The organism is Pantoea jilinensis (assembly GCF_019104105.1).
Lineage (GTDB): Bacteria > Pseudomonadota > Gammaproteobacteria > Enterobacterales > Enterobacteriaceae > Pantoea > Pantoea eucalypti.
Window position 1 is genome coordinate 723,647 of sequence record NZ_CP077746.1, and the last position, 14,456, is coordinate 738,102.

Below are 14,456 nucleotides of genomic sequence, written 5' to 3' on the forward strand. Positions count from 1 at the left end.
TGGGTTTAAGGGTTTAACCTCTTAAAATATAATGGTATTTAGATCTTTGCTTCTCACTTATAACCTTAAATAACTCCGATTTTTATAGCAAAAAAGTGCCTGAAAACAGGCCGTTGACGATAGTTTACGTGCAGGCATTGCTTTCGCGCGTTCGACTTTTAAAGTGAGAAAATACGTAACATTAACGACACATAAGCACCCTCTGATTAACCTTTCGGCCTTATTTTTAAATAAAAATTTCCCGCCAAAAACAATGACCAAAATCAATAAAGACTGTTATAGTTTTCATTAACCCCACTGTTTCTTTTTCCTCGTCGCAAATAGCTCTAAATTTGCGGCGGGAATTTCAATAAGCGCAGAGAAGTCAGCGCATCAGGCTTAAGTTGTTAATTATAAGTAAATACATGGTGTTCTATGTGGCAAAGAGGTAAGCAATGTTCGGATTAGATGCCTTTCATCTGGCCAGGATTCAGTTCGCATTTACTGTATCCTTCCATATTATCTTTCCCGCCATCACCATCGGTCTCGCCAGCTTCCTGGCAGTACTTGAAGGTATGTGGCTTAAAACACGCGATCAAACCTATCGCGATCTCTACCACTTCTGGTCGAAAATCTTTGCCGTTAACTTCGGTATGGGTGTGGTATCAGGGCTGGTCATGGCTTACCAGTTCGGGACGAACTGGAGCGGCTTCTCTGCGTTTGCCGGGAGTATCACCGGCCCGCTGCTGACTTATGAAGTGCTGACGGCGTTCTTCCTGGAAGCAGGCTTCCTGGGCGTGATGCTGTTTGGCTGGAATCGCGTGGGGCCGGGTCTGCACTTCTTCGCCACCTGCATGGTTGCTCTGGGAACACTGATTTCGACCTTCTGGATTCTTGCCTCCAACAGCTGGATGCAGACGCCTCAGGGCTTCATCATCGAGAATGGCATTGTGGTGCCGCAGGACTGGTTGAAAATCGTCTTCAATCCCTCTTTCCCTTATCGCCTTTTCCATATGTCAGTGGCGGCGTTCCTGGCGAGTGCCTTTTTTGTGGGATCGTCAGCGGCCTGGCATTTGCTGAAAGGGAATAACAATCCTGCTATCCGTAAGATGTTCTCCATGGCGTTGTGGATGGCGCTGATCGTTGCGCCGATTCAGGCGATGATTGGGGATGCACACGGTCTGAACACCCTTGAGCATCAGCCAGCCAAAATCGCGGCGATTGAAGGACACTGGGAAAACCCACCGGGTGAGGCCACGCCGCTGATCCTGTTTGGTATTCCCGATATGGAACAGGAGCGTACCAAATATGCGCTGGAAGTGCCTTACCTTGGCAGCCTGATTCTGACGCACAGTCTGGATAAACAGGTTCCGGCGCTGAAGTCGTTCCCGAAAGAGGACCGCCCTAATTCTACGGTGATCTTCTGGTCATTCCGCGTGATGGTGGCGCTGGGGCTGCTGATGATTACGCTGGGCGTGGTCAGCCTGTGGCTGCGTTTCAAAGGCCGTCTTTACGAGTCGCGTCCTTTCCTGTGGTTTGCTCTGTTAATGGGGCCATCGGGTCTGATTGCGATTCTGGCGGGCTGGTTTACCACTGAAATCGGTCGTCAGCCGTGGGTGGTGTATGGCGTGCAGCGCACCATTGATGCGGTCTCGGCACATGGCGATATGCATATGAGCATCAGCCTGCTGGCCTTTATTCTGGTCTACAGCTCGGTGTTCGGTGTGGGATACCACTACATGATGCGCCTGATTAAGCAGGGACCGGTTGTCGGCGAAGGTCATATCACCGAAGAAGGTGGACCGGGTCAGAAGAAAACGCCAGCGCGTCCGCTTTCCGCTGCCACCTTTAAGGATGGAGACCACTAAGATGATCGATTATTCCGTTATCTGGTTTGTGATTATCGTCTTCGCAACCCTGATGTATATCGTGATGGATGGTTTTGACCTGGGTATTGGTCTGCTGTTCCCGTTCAATAAAGATGCCGGCGAGCGCGACATGATGGTTAACACCGTCGCACCCGTCTGGGATGGTAATGAAACCTGGCTGGTGCTGGGAGGCGCAGGCCTGTTCGGGGCATTCCCGCTGGCTTACGCGGTGATTACCGATGCGCTGTCGATTCCGCTGACCGCCATGCTGATTGGCCTGATTTTTCGGGGTGTCGCCTTTGAATTCCGCTTCAAGGCGGTTGAAGGTCATCGGGCATTCTGGGACAAATCCTTTATTGCCGGGTCTGTTTTAGCGACCTTCAGTCAGGGCGTCGCAGTCGGCGCGTTTCTGGATGGCATTCCGGTTGAGGGACGCCGTTTCGCCGGTTCCGCACTGGACTGGCTGGCACCGTTCCCGCTGTTCTGCGGCGTGGGTCTGGTGGTGGCCTATGCGCTGCTGGGCTGCACCTGGCTTATTATGAAGACCGAGAATGAGCTGCACCGTAAGATGTCCGCGCTGGCGACGCCACTGGTCATCGCGCTGTTAGTGATTATTGGTATTGTCAGCCTGTGGACGCCGTTTACGCATCAGGACATCGCACATCGCTGGTTCAGCAAGCCAAACCTGTTCCTGTTCCTGCCGGTTCCGGTGCTGGTGCTGCTCTGTTCATGGGGCATTGTGCGCGCCATTAAGCGTGAGGCGCACTATTCACCGTTCCTGCTGACGCTGGCGCTGGTCTTCCTGGGCTTCTCCGGTCTGGGTATCAGTGTGTGGCCCAACATTATTCCGCCATCCGTAACCATCTGGGATGCCGCATCGCCACCGCAGAGCCAGGCCTTTATGCTGGTGGGTAGCCTGCTGATTATCCCGATGATTCTGGGTTACACCTTCTGGAGCTACTACGTGTTCCGTGGAAAAATCAAAGCAGATGAAGGATATCATTGATATGAAAAGCCTCAGCAGCATGAAAGACCACAATCACAGTGAAGAGACGAAAGCGCCGTGGTGGAAACGGGTAATGTGGCTGGTGTTTATCTATGCCGCCAGCGTACTGGCGCTGGGCGTGGTCGCCTCGCTGTTCCGCATGATGATGACGGCAGCGGGTATGCGTAGTCATTAATTGTCGCAGACTCCGCCTCACCGTTATCAGGCGCAGTTTTTATCAGGAATCAAAAGGCTGACGGCAGTCAGCCTTTTTTAGTTAGTAACCTAAGCAATTAATGCGGAATTGCCCCGAACGGACGTGCACGGCTTACCCTTTCCTTACACTGATTCGCCATATTTGTTATCCTTTTTTAATTAAAACCTCAGTCTTAACCCGCGTCGTAAATCGCCATCATGCTCAGTCAGGCCATTAAAAAAAAGCACATCAACGATCTGGTCGAGTGGATTGAAGCCCATCTCACTGACGATCTCAATATCGATCAAATTACCCTGAAATCAGGATATTCAAAGTGGCACATGCAGCGCATGTTCAAGGAGATGACCGGACAGACGCTGGCAGCCTATACCCGCAAACGGCGTCTGACGATGGCCGCTATGGCACTGCGACTGACGCGCATGACACTGATCGATATCGCCGTGCGTTTTGGTTTTGATAACCAGCAAAACTTTACCCGGGTATTCAAAGGCCACTTTGCGCTGACGCCGGGCGCGTTTCGGCGTATTCCCCATTTGCCGGTCAAAAACTTCCATGGCCGCATTCTGGTGCGGTCGCTGGCAGAGCGCGCAACGCTGGTGGAACGCGAGGAAGAGCTGCATCTGCGAGGAGAGACGCAGGAGTGGGAGTGTAAGTTCGGTGATTATTTTGCCGACCACGATCACCGGGTTGCCGGGCTGGCGCGTCAGCTGGTGTCACTGGCAGGAAGCCATGTAACGCATGGCTGGTTAGGCTTTCAGTATGGTCCCGGGCATAGCTCTGCTGACCAGCAGAATATCAGCCTGTTTCAGGCGCTGGAGCCGCAACATGCCAGGCTGCTGGGTGACAATACCGATAACTGGCGTGAAGTGCGGGGGCTTTATGCGTCAATTCGCTGGAGCGGCAAACCTGAACAACTGACGCGTTTTATTGAGGATATTTACTATCAACATCTGCCAGCGCTGGGTGTAGCGCGGCGTCCTGGCAAAGACCTGCTGCGTCTCGACTTTGCACATTGCAAGCCTGACTGGCTGAGCGGCGTATTTTCAATTCCGGTGATGCAGGCGTAGCCAGCAGGGCAGGGCGAGTGATTCCCGGCCCCGTTAATGCATATTTTGTGCGGTAAACTGTGACAAACCGCACGATTCTATAAACTAACTCGCCGTTCTGGCGTAAAATCCTCTTCCGAAACCCTGTCATACCGGAATCATCGTGCATCCGTGATGGGGCTGGAACATTCATCTGCATTTCAGGCCTTTTCCGGCCAAAACGAAAAACGAAGATAATTATGCGACGCTTAATGATTTCACTGATTCTGGCATTGCCTGTTATGGCAATGGCGCAGCAGGCTGAGCCTTTCTCACCGCCTGCCGGACTGCATCCGCACTCTCAGGCCTCCCAGCATGAAATTCTGGGTGACGGTGAGCTGCCGGAACACACCAGCAGTAACGCTTCCCTCTCCGGATTTAACGACACGCTGTAAATGCTGATACGCTGCCAGACCCGGCGGCGCAACATGACCGGCTCGTCAGGAGCCGGTCAGATTTAACCTTCTCTGCCTGCCTTAAAAAACCCGCAAATACCTCTCTCTGAACGCTTGTCAGGGTCGCTTCACGCCTGCGATACGCACACCTGCATCTCTGTAAAATATATTTTAACAAGTCCGATCGCATTTTTCGTTCTTGTGCTTAAGATATATCATAGCTAATCTCCCGGCTTGAGATGAGAATGATTGTTATTCCATGAGATTTTCATGACAGTGCGCATGCCCCTGAATCACGGGCATAGCTTGAGGAGAGATATTTTGACTGCATCAGCTAATCAGCGTTTACCCCAGCGCGTCCGTAATGAACTGCGTTTCCGTCATATTCAGGTCGCCAGTAAAACTAACATTGCCGGTAAATTCTGGCGCATACGGTTCAGCGGCAGCGATCTGGCGGGCTTTACATCGCCAGGCTTTGATGACCACATCAAGGTATTTTTCCCTTCCGCTGAAGGTGAAACACTGGCTCTGCCGCAGATGACCGACGCGGGCATTGTCTGGCCCGAAGGTTTGCGTCCGCAGGCGCGCGACTACACGCCGCTTGAATTCGATGGTGCCTCTTCTCTGACCCTGGATTTCTATATTCACCAGCAGGGCGTGGCGAGTGACTGGGCAACGCAGGCACAGGTGGGCGATAAATTAATTATCGGTGGGCCACGCGGTTCGCTGGTGGTGCCGACCGATTATGCATTTCAGCTTTACGTCTGTGATGAAACCGGGCTGCCAGCGTTTGCGCGTCGTCAGCGTGACGCAAGTGCCCAGTCTTTGCATCTCTATGCCTTTACCGATGACGCGACGGGCCACGGCTATTTATCGGATACGACTGGCGTAACGACAAACTGGTTGGGCAGCGGTCAGATGCAGAAAGCACAGCTCAGCCAGCTGATTGCCCGGCTGGATCAGCTCACACTTCCGGCGGAAGATTACTTTATCTGGCTGACTGGCGAAGGTGAGTTTGTGAAAGCGCTGGCTGACTACTTCACGGTGCAGCGCGGCCTCAGCAGTGATTTTGTGCGGGCGGTGGCCTACTGGCACCAGAAGTAAGCGGCTCTGCCAATTGAGTTTTGCCAGACGGCGGACTACCATCAATCCGACTTTTTCCCGCAGGGCAGGCCATGAAACAGCATCCGAATTCCACCTCATCTGACGATCAGAGTACGCGCGCAGGCGGCTGCGGCGGACGACGCAAACGACGCGAAAAGATGCTGGAAGCAAGTGAGATCCGCCTGCTGATGCTCCATTTCCTGGCGCAGAATGCGGCGCACGGCTATGAACTGATCAAGTCGGTTGAGGTGCTGTCGAAGGGAGAGTATTCGCCTAGTCCGGGGATCATTTACCCCAATCTGACGCTGCTTGAAGAGATGGAGGCGATTGAGGTGGTGGATGCGCAGACAGCGCGCAAAGCCTATCGTCTGACCGCAACGGGAGAGGCGCAACTGGCAGAGAACCTGGAAACGGTCTCCAGCCTGATCACGCGGCTCTCTACGCTGGCGATTCTGGTCAATAACCGCAGCATTCCTGCTGTAGAGCAGGCGATTTATGGGCTGAAGGTCGCGCTGAACCAGCGGCTGGCGCAGGAAGATATCTCAGAAACCGCGCTGCAGACGCTGATTAAGGCGCTGCACGACGCGGCTGAAAAAATCACTCACAGTTAATCAGCTGATTTCGGCTTTGTTTTTGTCGATGTGGCCCAGGGTACGATCCGGGAAACAGATGTCGCGTACGCGCTGTTTTAGCGTGGTCGCATCCGGGAAGCCACCATCACGCTTGCGTTCCCACAGCAGGTGCTCATCCAGCGTAATTTCAAAGATACCACCGGTACCTGGTTTCAGGGTTACTTCCGCCAGATCCTCAGCGAAAGTATGCAGAAGTTCCTGTGCCATCCACGCTGACCGCATCAGCCAGTTGCATTGCATACAGTAGTGAATAACAACCACAGGTTTTTGTGCCATAACTCTATTCCTTTACGTGTTGATAAATGCCAGTGCATTCGGGTGAACAATTTGTGCGCTGTGGTTTATATCCAAATGTAAATAAGATTGATAATGATTATCAGTTGCATTAAATTTAAGTCGATAATTACTACACCAGCATGATGTTCTGACTTTTCACGGCTTTTATGCGGAGCCGTTTTACTGTTGCCAGCAAACAAGTGAGCGAATACTAACAATTAATCAGGTAATTCGCGCCTATGTCACCACGTTTTCGGAGATTGACGCAACCGCGTCTGACTCAACTGGCGTTGCTCGCCACCTTCATCAATACCACCTGCACTTATGCTGCGGGCAGTGAATCTGCCACGCTAGCCCTTTCTGACCGCTCTGACAGCAATACCGAACAGGTAATGACGGTGACGGCGCCGGAAATTAAGAAAACGGCAGGCAGTAAAACCTCGCTCTCTGCCAGCGATCTGCAACAGCGTGGTGCCACTGACTTTGGATCGATTATGCGCTATGAACCGCTGATCAGTGCCACCGGTACTAGTGGCGGTTCATCAGCCGGTAAGAGCGGTTTTGATCGGGCTGGTTATACCGGCTACAACATTCGAGGCCTCGAGAGCAACCGCGTCGGTCTGGATGTGGACGGCATTCCGTTGCCGCAGGCCACTGGCCGCAGCTATGTAGGACGCGCTGGTCTCGACAGCTTTGGCATTGGCCGCGATTACATCGATCCTTATATGTTTGGGCGTATTGAGATTGAGAAGGGCGCCACAGCAGTGGATCAGTCGAACACCTCAATTGGCGGCAACGTCTCGTTCCGTAACAAATCCCCGGACGACTATCTGTACTCCGGCAAGCCGACCTTTTTCGGCTATCAAAGTGACTACGACTCCGCCAGCCGCAGCTGGCACAACGGCATGACTGCAGCAGCAGGCGATGACACGCTGAGTGGCATTTTTGTTTACAGCCGTCGTGACGGACAGCAGACCCGTAACAACAGCGATACGCTCGATGCTTATCCGGCCAACTGGCACTCCGATGCCTTTATGACTTCCGGCATCTGGCAGCCCAATGATGCTCACAAGCTCAGCGCGACGGTCGATTACTATCACAAAACTCACCACAGCCATTACGACAGCTGGAGCACTTCCGGCAATACCGTCTGGGGAACGGCACAGCAGCAGAGTGATACCCGCCGCTGGGGCATCAGCCTGGCGGATGAGTACACCCCTTACAATGACCTGATCGACAGCCTGACGACCCGCGTTTACTGGCAGCAGACCCAGGCGCATGACAACACCCTAATGCCGTCGAGTGCCACCGCCAGGCAAACCGTCTATTCCGATTACAACAGCGACAGCTACGGTTTTGACACCCGAGCGCTTAAAAGCGTCGGGCGACATGAACTGAGTGCCGGGCTGAATGCGCGTCTGGTGGATACTGAGCGACCTTTCCGTCAGTCACCGCCAGCCAGTGCTTTTACTGCGATTATGCAGCCGCAGGCTAACAGCCGCAGCTACAGCGTGGGCGGTTATCTGCAGGATACTATCAGCTTCGATGCTGACGGACATCGGGCGGCTATCGTGCCGGGCGCGCGCGTGGCCTATCAGAACACCCGACCACGTGATGTGGCGACGCTGACCACGAACAGTAGCGTGCTTGACGCCAGCGAAGTTTCAGCGCTCTACGGATCGCCAAACAGCGACACCCAGATATTGCCGTCGATCGCCTTCCAGTTCGATCTGACACCGAAGCTGATGACTTATCTGCAATATACCCGTGGCGCGCAGTTCCCCAACGATACCCAGCTCTATGGCTCATGGAACCTTGGCTCCAGCTATGCCGGCACCGCACAGTATGCGCTGATTGGTAATGCAGACCTGAAAACCGAAACCAGCAACAACTACGAGTGGGGTGTAAAAGGAGAGGTGGCAAAAGGCGTCACGCTTAACGCTGCCGCTTTTTATAACGACTATAAAAACTTTATTGCCTTTACCCGTTACAGCCGGGCGGCTAATCCGGGTCAGTTCGTTAATGTGCCCGCCAACATTTACACCACCTATCAGGCGGAGAACCGCGATAAAGCCTACATCTACGGGGCTGAAATCAGCAGTAAAGTGAACTTCGGTAGCTGGTTCAATGAGGTCGAGGGTCTGAGCGCCAATCTGGCGTTGGGTTACACGCAGGGCGCGGCAAAGTCACGCTACCTTGGTGACCGCTACATCGATCTGGAGAGTGTTGCTCCGATGAAAGCGATTGTCGGACTCGCCTGGGATGATGAGGCGCGTGGCTACGGGGCCGCCGTTACCGCTACCTTTGTCAAAGGTAAGCAAGCCAGCGCGACTAACCGCGAAAGCTTCGCTAACAACGGCAGCAGCCTGGCCGACTCCAGCACCGATTACATGCGGGTACCAGGTTATGGCATGGTGGATATGACCGCTTACTGGCGCGTCGCACATAACGTCAGGCTGAGTGGCGGGCTTTACAACATAACCGATCGCAAATACTGGGATTACCTCAGCAGTCGTGAACTGACCAGCGCCACTCAGCAGGAGCGCAACGATCAGGCACTGGCCGTGATGCCGGGCCGTACTTTCCAGTTAGGTGTTAACGTCGATTTTTGATAGCCGTCGCCCTGCGCTGATGCAGGGCATTACTAAGAGAGCCTGAGTCATGAACCCGATTTATCAGCACTATCTTGCCCTTAAAGGTGAACAACCGAAGAAATATGCCCGCGACCTGGCTGCGCTGATCGGCATCAGCGAAGCGGAATTGTGTGAAGCGCGCATCGGCGTTGATGCCGTGGCGCTGAAACGCGATTTTCCGGCGTTGCTGAAAGCACTTGGCGCAGTCGGCGAAACCAAAAACATTACGCGTAACGCTTATGCGGTACATGAACATCTGGGTGAATACCACAATGTGCAGATTGGCGCACATGGTGGCCTGGTGCTTAATCCCCGTGCACTCGATCTGCGCCTGTTCGTCGGTCAGTGGTGCAGCGCCTTTGCTCTGCAGGAGCCAACCGGGCAGGGCGTTCGTCACAGTATTCAGATCTTTGATCGTCATGGCGATGCGGTGCTGAAAGTTTACGTCACGGAGCAGACCAACATGGCAGCGTGGCAGACGCTGATTGCCGACTTTACCGACGCCGCGGCGACGCCGCTTGTGGTTGAGCCGGCTGCCGCAGCTCCCCTGACTGAGGCGGTTGATGCCACCGCCATCGACCGTGAATGGCGCGCCATGACCGATGTTCATCAATTTTTCGCGTTGCTTAAGCGCCATCAGGTGTCACGACCGCAGGCGTTTCGCGCGGTGGGTGACGATCTCGCCAGGCAGACCGGTAACGATGCGCTTGAGCGCCTGCTACAGATGGCACAGCAGGCGGGCAATGAAATTATGATTTTTGTCGGCAACCGTGGCTGTACTCAGATTTTCACCGGCAGGGTAGAGAAGCTGCAGCCAGTGGAAAACTGGCTCAACATCTTCAATCCGCAGTTCACACTGCATCTGATGGCTGATCAGATCAGCGAAAGCTGGGTAACACGCAAGCCAACGGGCGATGGCTTTGTTACCAGCCTGGAACTGTTCGCCGCCGACGGCACACAGATCGCCCAGCTCTACGGTCAGCGCACGGAGGGTACGCCAGAGCAGTCAAGCTGGCGTGAGCAGATTGGCGCACTCCACACGCCGGGAGCGGCGGCATGAAAAGAGTGATGTTGTTATGGCTGCTCATGACGCTGCCATCACTGGCGGCGGAGCGGGTGGTGTCGATTGGCGGTGACGTCACCCAGATTATCTATGCGCTGGATGCCCAGTCACAGCTAGTGGCGCGCGACAGCACCAGTCTGCGCCCGGCGCAGGCCACCCGACTGCCGGACGTGGGTTATATGCGCCAGCTCAACGCCGAAGGCATTCTGGCACTGAAACCAACGCTGGTGATCGCCAGCGAGCAGGCGCAGCCGTCGCTGGTGCTGCAACAGATTGCCCGCGCGGGCGTCAGGATGGTCACGGTCAACGGCGACAGCAGCCTGCAGGCGATCCCGCAGAAAATTATCACTGTGGGTCAGGCGCTGCAGCGTGAAAGCGAAGCTCAGGCTCTGGCACGGCAAATGACGCAGCAGATTCGCCAGTTGCCGCAGCAACCGCTGCCGGTAAAAGTGCTCTACATCATGGCGAACAGCGGCATGAAATCGATGGCGGCTGGAAATCAGACTGCGGCCGATGGCGCCATTCGCAGCGCCGGGCTGGAGAATGCTATGGGCTCGGTGCCGCACTATCAGGCACTGTCGCAGGAAGGGGTGATCGCCGCCGCGCCGGATCTGGTGGTAATCGGCGAGGATGGCTTGAAAACGCTGGGCGGCGAAGCGCAGCTGTGGCAGTTACCGGGTCTGACGCTGACACCTGCCGGGCAGCAGCACCGTCTGCTGGTGATCGACACCATGGCACTGCTGGGGTTTGGCCTTGATACACCGCGGGCAATCGTGAAATTGCGTCAGGCGGCGGAATCGCTGAACCATGATTAAGGATAATGCGCTGCGTGGCCTGTTGCTGATGCTGATCTTCCTGCTAGTGGCGATGGTGCTGGCGGCAAATCTGGGGGCGATGTCGCTTTCAGTGCGGGCGCTATGGCAGGCACCGCTTAGCGATCTTATCTGGCAGATCTGGCTGGATATCCGCCTGCCGCGCGTGCTACTGGCGGTGGTGATGGGCATGGCGCTGGCAGTCTCTGGCGCGGTGATGCAGGGTGTTTTTCGTAACCCACTGGCCGATCCCGGTCTGCTGGGGATCAGCAGCGGGGCGGGACTGGCGGTGGCGCTGGCAATCATTATTCCGTTGGCGTTGCCGGCACCACTGGCATTGTGGCTACCGATGATCGCTGCGTTTATCGGCAGTCTGCTGGTGACACTGCTGCTCTTCAGTTTCAGTCGGCTGGCGCGCGGCAATCTTTCGCGGTTGTTGCTGGTTGGTATTGCGATTAATGCGTTGTGCGGTGCGGCGGTAGGCGTGCTGTCATGGCTGAGCAACGATCAGCAGTTGCGCCAGCTGTCGCTGTGGGGCATGGGAAGCCTTAGCCAGACACAGTGGCCCGCACTGCTGATTTGCCTGCTGCTGATTCTGCCAGCCTTGCTGCTGCTACAGACTCGCGCCCGCCACCTTAACCTGCTGCAGGCGGGCGAAGAGGATGCGCACTACATGGGGATTGATGTGAAGCGTACTCAGCATCAGCTGCTGATCCTCAGCGCGCTGCTTGTCGGTACAGCGGTCTCGGTCAGCGGCGTGATCGGCTTCGTCGGACTGGTGGTGCCACACGTGATGCGTTTTTGCCTTGGCGGCGATCATCGCTGGCTGCTGCCCGGCTCAGCACTGGCGGGGGCTATTCTGCTGCTGCTGGCCGATACGCTGGCGCGCACTCTGGTGGTTCCGGCCGAGATGCCAGTCGGGCTACTGACCAGCCTGATTGGCGGTCCGTGGTTTCTCTGGCTGATTCTGCGTCAACAGCGAGGGCTGGAGTGATGGAAATTTTACAGGCCAGGGGATTGTGTCTCGCGCACGGCGACAAAACCGTTATCGATAATCTCGATGTCACGCTGTCAGGTGGAGAGCTGGTAGCGCTGATTGGTCCCAACGGCGCAGGTAAATCGACGCTACTGCGGATGCTGACGGGATTTCTGTCGCCCGATCGGGGCGAGTGCTGGCTGGGCGACCGACGGCTGACGACATGGCCGCGTGAGCAGCTGGCACGACGTCGGGCAGTGATGCGCCAGCAGAACAACCTGACCTTTGCACAGTCAGCGCAGTCGGTCGTGGCGATGGGCCGTGCGCCCTGGCCGGAAGCGCAGACGACGCAAATTGTGGCTGAGGTCATGCGGCTGACCGGTTGTGAAGGGCTGGCGCAGCGCGATTACCGCCAGCTCTCCGGCGGTGAACAACAACGGGTGCAGCTGGCGCGGGTGCTGGCACAGCTCTGGCTGGAGGGAAGACCACGCGGCTGGCTGTTTCTGGATGAGCCGACCTCGGCGCTGGATCTCTTCTGGCAGCAGCAAACCTTGCGTTTACTACGCCAGCTGACGCGCGCCGGAGATCTCACCGTCTGTACCGTGTTACATGACCTTAATCAGGCTTCATTGTGGGCCGATCGCATACTGCTGCTGCACGCAGGCCAACTGGTGGCACAAGGCTCGCCGCAGGCGGTAATGACGGAAGCGACGCTGACGCGCTGGTACCAGGCCGATCTTCAGGTAGTGGCACATGCCGAAAGTGGACAGCCGCATATCCAGCTGCGTATCTAGACCGTTTCGCTTTAAAAACATTGTGTTGCGCGCTTTGAATCGCTGATTTTGCGCTATACCTGGAGTTCCGGGCAGCCTTAAGGAGACCATAATGGCAAAATCATTAGATCAAACCGCTGAGCAACTGGGTAATATTTTACTCTCCTCCGGACTTCATCTGGCGACCGCCGAATCCTGTACCGCCGGACTGATCAGCATGACGCTGGCCGCCGTGGAAAACAGCGGTGACTTCTATACCAGCGGCTTCGTAACCTACAGTGAAAATGCCAAAACGCGTCTGCTGGGGGTACATCCAGACACGCTGAAACAGCACACGGCGGTGAGCGAGAAAACAGCGAGGGAGATGGTGCAGGGAGCCTGCGCCCGCTCTGGTGAACCGGTAGGACTTTCAATCACCGGCTATGCCGGACCGGACGGCGGCGAGGATGGCACACCGGCAGGCACTATCTGGTTTGGCTGGGTCTTGCCCGACGGAAGGGATGAGGCGGAGTGCCACCAGTTCAGCGGCGATCCAAAATCAGTGATGGAGCAGGGCACGCAGTTCGCGCTGGAAGGGCTGATCAAACGGCTGCAGCGAGCCGATCGATAAAGGCGCGATTCACGCGCCTTTAAAAGCGTTAGCGGCAGTCGACAATAAGGCGGCCCTGCACATTGCCCTCCAGCAATGCCTGCGCACCTTCTCTGGCTTCACTCAGCGGAATGACCCGGCTCAGCTTATTGAGCCGTTCACTATCCATCAGCTCGCCGAGTCGCTGCCACGCCTGCTCACGAAGCGGCTTCGGACACATCACGCTATCGACACCGGCCAGCGTCACGCCACGCAAAATAAAGGGAGCAACGCTGGCTGGCAGATCGAGTCCCTGCGCCATACCGCAGGAGGCAACCGCGCCGTCACGCTGCGTAGCGGCCAGCACATTGGCCAGAGTATGACTGCCGACGCTGTCTATCGCGGCGGCCCAGCGCTCTTTTGCCAGCGGTTTGCCAGGCTGGGAAAGCGCTTCACGGTCAATGACCGATGCCGCGCCCAGCGTCTCGATCAGATATGCAGGGTCGCTGGTGCGTCCGCTCGACGCAACTACTTCATAGCCCAGACGCGCCAGCAGGCTGACGCTGTAGCTGCCGACGCCGCCACTGGCCCCGGTCACCAGCACCGGTCCGCGTTCCGGTGTGATGCCCTGTTTTTCGAGCGCCATCACACAGAGCATCGCGGTCAGCCCCGCTGTACCGATGGCCATGGTTTGCAGCGGACTCAGCGCTGCGGGCACACGGACCAGCCAGTCACCGCTGACGCTGGCTTTCTGCGCCAGGCCACCCCACTGTTTTTCGCCCACGCCCCAGCCCGTCAGCAGCGCCACATCATCCTCTTTCCAGTCGGGATGGCGGCTGGCGGTCACACGCCCCACAAAGTCGATACCTGGCACCATCGGGAACTGGCGCACTATCGGGCCTTTGTTGCAGATAGCCAGGGCATCTTTGTAGTTCAGGGATGAGTAGCTGACGTCGAGTGTGACATCGTGGTCGGGCAGTTGAGATTCGGGGAGATCTTTCAGCAGGGAACGGTAACCTTGTTCGTCATTTTCAATGACCAGTGCCTTGAACATGCAGCCTCCGGCAGAGTGGGAAAGAGGGATCAGTTT

General features: G+C 56.0%; 15 protein-coding genes. 13 read left to right on the forward strand and 2 right to left on the reverse strand.

Features of this window, described 5'->3' with window-relative positions; all coding sequences use genetic code 11:
- Window positions 1–434: 434 nt before the first annotated feature.
- The 7 genes from KTJ90_RS03455 to KTJ90_RS03485 all read left to right on the forward strand — a co-directional run bounded on the left by KTJ90_RS03455 (window position 435) and on the right by KTJ90_RS03485 (window position 6,244).
- Window positions 435–1,847 (forward strand): cytochrome ubiquinol oxidase subunit I, encoded by a 1,413-nt coding sequence (locus tag KTJ90_RS03455; RefSeq protein WP_008925698.1) that lies wholly within the window; start codon window positions 435–437, stop codon window positions 1,845–1,847.
- A gap of 1 nt (window position 1,848) precedes the next feature.
- Window positions 1,849–2,853: a cytochrome d ubiquinol oxidase subunit II gene (gene cydB, locus KTJ90_RS03460; RefSeq protein ID WP_008925697.1), complete on the forward strand. Its 1,005-nt coding sequence runs from the start codon at window positions 1,849–1,851 to the stop codon at window positions 2,851–2,853.
- A gap of 1 nt (window position 2,854) precedes the next feature.
- Window positions 2,855–3,028: a DUF2474 domain-containing protein gene (locus KTJ90_RS03465; protein WP_004571235.1), complete on the forward strand. Its 174-nt coding sequence runs from the start codon at window positions 2,855–2,857 to the stop codon at window positions 3,026–3,028.
- 218 nt (window positions 3,029–3,246) lie between these two features.
- The gene (locus KTJ90_RS03470; protein ID WP_283544055.1) at window positions 3,247–4,116 is read left to right on the forward strand and encodes a helix-turn-helix domain-containing protein; all 870 of its coding nucleotides are present in this window, start codon (window positions 3,247–3,249) and stop codon (window positions 4,114–4,116) included.
- 218 nt (window positions 4,117–4,334) lie between these two features.
- Window positions 4,335–4,529, forward strand: coding sequence for a hypothetical protein (locus tag KTJ90_RS03475; protein WP_004571233.1), 195 nt, complete (start codon window positions 4,335–4,337; stop codon window positions 4,527–4,529).
- A gap of 321 nt (window positions 4,530–4,850) precedes the next feature.
- Window positions 4,851–5,633, forward strand: coding sequence for a siderophore-interacting protein (locus tag KTJ90_RS03480; protein ID WP_004571232.1), 783 nt, complete (start codon window positions 4,851–4,853; stop codon window positions 5,631–5,633).
- Between the two features lie 71 nt (window positions 5,634–5,704).
- A complete protein-coding gene (locus KTJ90_RS03485; RefSeq protein ID WP_004571231.1) occupies window positions 5,705–6,244 on the forward strand; it encodes a PadR family transcriptional regulator in 540 nt (179 codons plus the stop codon).
- On the opposite strand, the gene KTJ90_RS03490 is transcribed toward KTJ90_RS03485, so the two are convergent.
- Complete coding sequence (locus tag KTJ90_RS03490; RefSeq protein WP_004571230.1) at window positions 6,245–6,541, reverse strand: Rdx family protein; 297 nt, start codon at window positions 6,539–6,541, stop codon at window positions 6,245–6,247.
- Between the two features lie 239 nt (window positions 6,542–6,780).
- Here KTJ90_RS03490 and KTJ90_RS03495 point away from each other — a divergent pair, with 239 nt between their 5' ends.
- From KTJ90_RS03495 to KTJ90_RS03520, 6 genes are all read left to right on the forward strand, one after another.
- Window positions 6,781–9,153 (forward strand): TonB-dependent receptor domain-containing protein, encoded by a 2,373-nt coding sequence (locus tag KTJ90_RS03495; protein WP_008925696.1) that lies wholly within the window; start codon window positions 6,781–6,783, stop codon window positions 9,151–9,153.
- 49 nt (window positions 9,154–9,202) lie between these two features.
- A complete protein-coding gene (locus tag KTJ90_RS03500) occupies window positions 9,203–10,234 on the forward strand; it encodes a hemin-degrading factor (RefSeq protein WP_004571228.1) in 1,032 nt (343 codons plus the stop codon).
- Entirely contained in the window at window positions 10,231–11,052 is an 822-nt protein-coding gene (locus KTJ90_RS03505; RefSeq protein ID WP_499025932.1) for a heme/hemin ABC transporter substrate-binding protein, read from the forward strand. The genes KTJ90_RS03500 and KTJ90_RS03505 overlap by 4 nt, the downstream gene beginning before the upstream one ends.
- Complete coding sequence (locus KTJ90_RS03510; protein WP_110411021.1) at window positions 11,045–12,043, forward strand: FecCD family ABC transporter permease; 999 nt, start codon at window positions 11,045–11,047, stop codon at window positions 12,041–12,043. The genes KTJ90_RS03505 and KTJ90_RS03510 overlap by 8 nt, the downstream gene beginning before the upstream one ends.
- Window positions 12,043–12,819, forward strand: coding sequence for a heme ABC transporter ATP-binding protein (locus KTJ90_RS03515; RefSeq protein ID WP_082040832.1), 777 nt, complete (start codon window positions 12,043–12,045; stop codon window positions 12,817–12,819). Before KTJ90_RS03510 ends, KTJ90_RS03515 begins: the two co-directional genes overlap by 1 nt.
- Window positions 12,820–12,910: 91 nt before the next feature.
- On the forward strand, window positions 12,911–13,408 hold the full coding sequence (locus tag KTJ90_RS03520; RefSeq protein ID WP_039659321.1) for a CinA family protein: 498 nt from the start codon (window positions 12,911–12,913) through the stop codon (window positions 13,406–13,408).
- Between the two features lie 28 nt (window positions 13,409–13,436).
- Here the strand turns inward: KTJ90_RS03520 and acuI are convergent, their stop codons facing one another.
- Entirely contained in the window at window positions 13,437–14,420 is a 984-nt protein-coding gene (gene acuI, locus KTJ90_RS03525; protein WP_485522433.1) for an acrylyl-CoA reductase (NADPH), read from the reverse strand.
- Window positions 14,421–14,456: the final 36 nt, after the last annotated feature.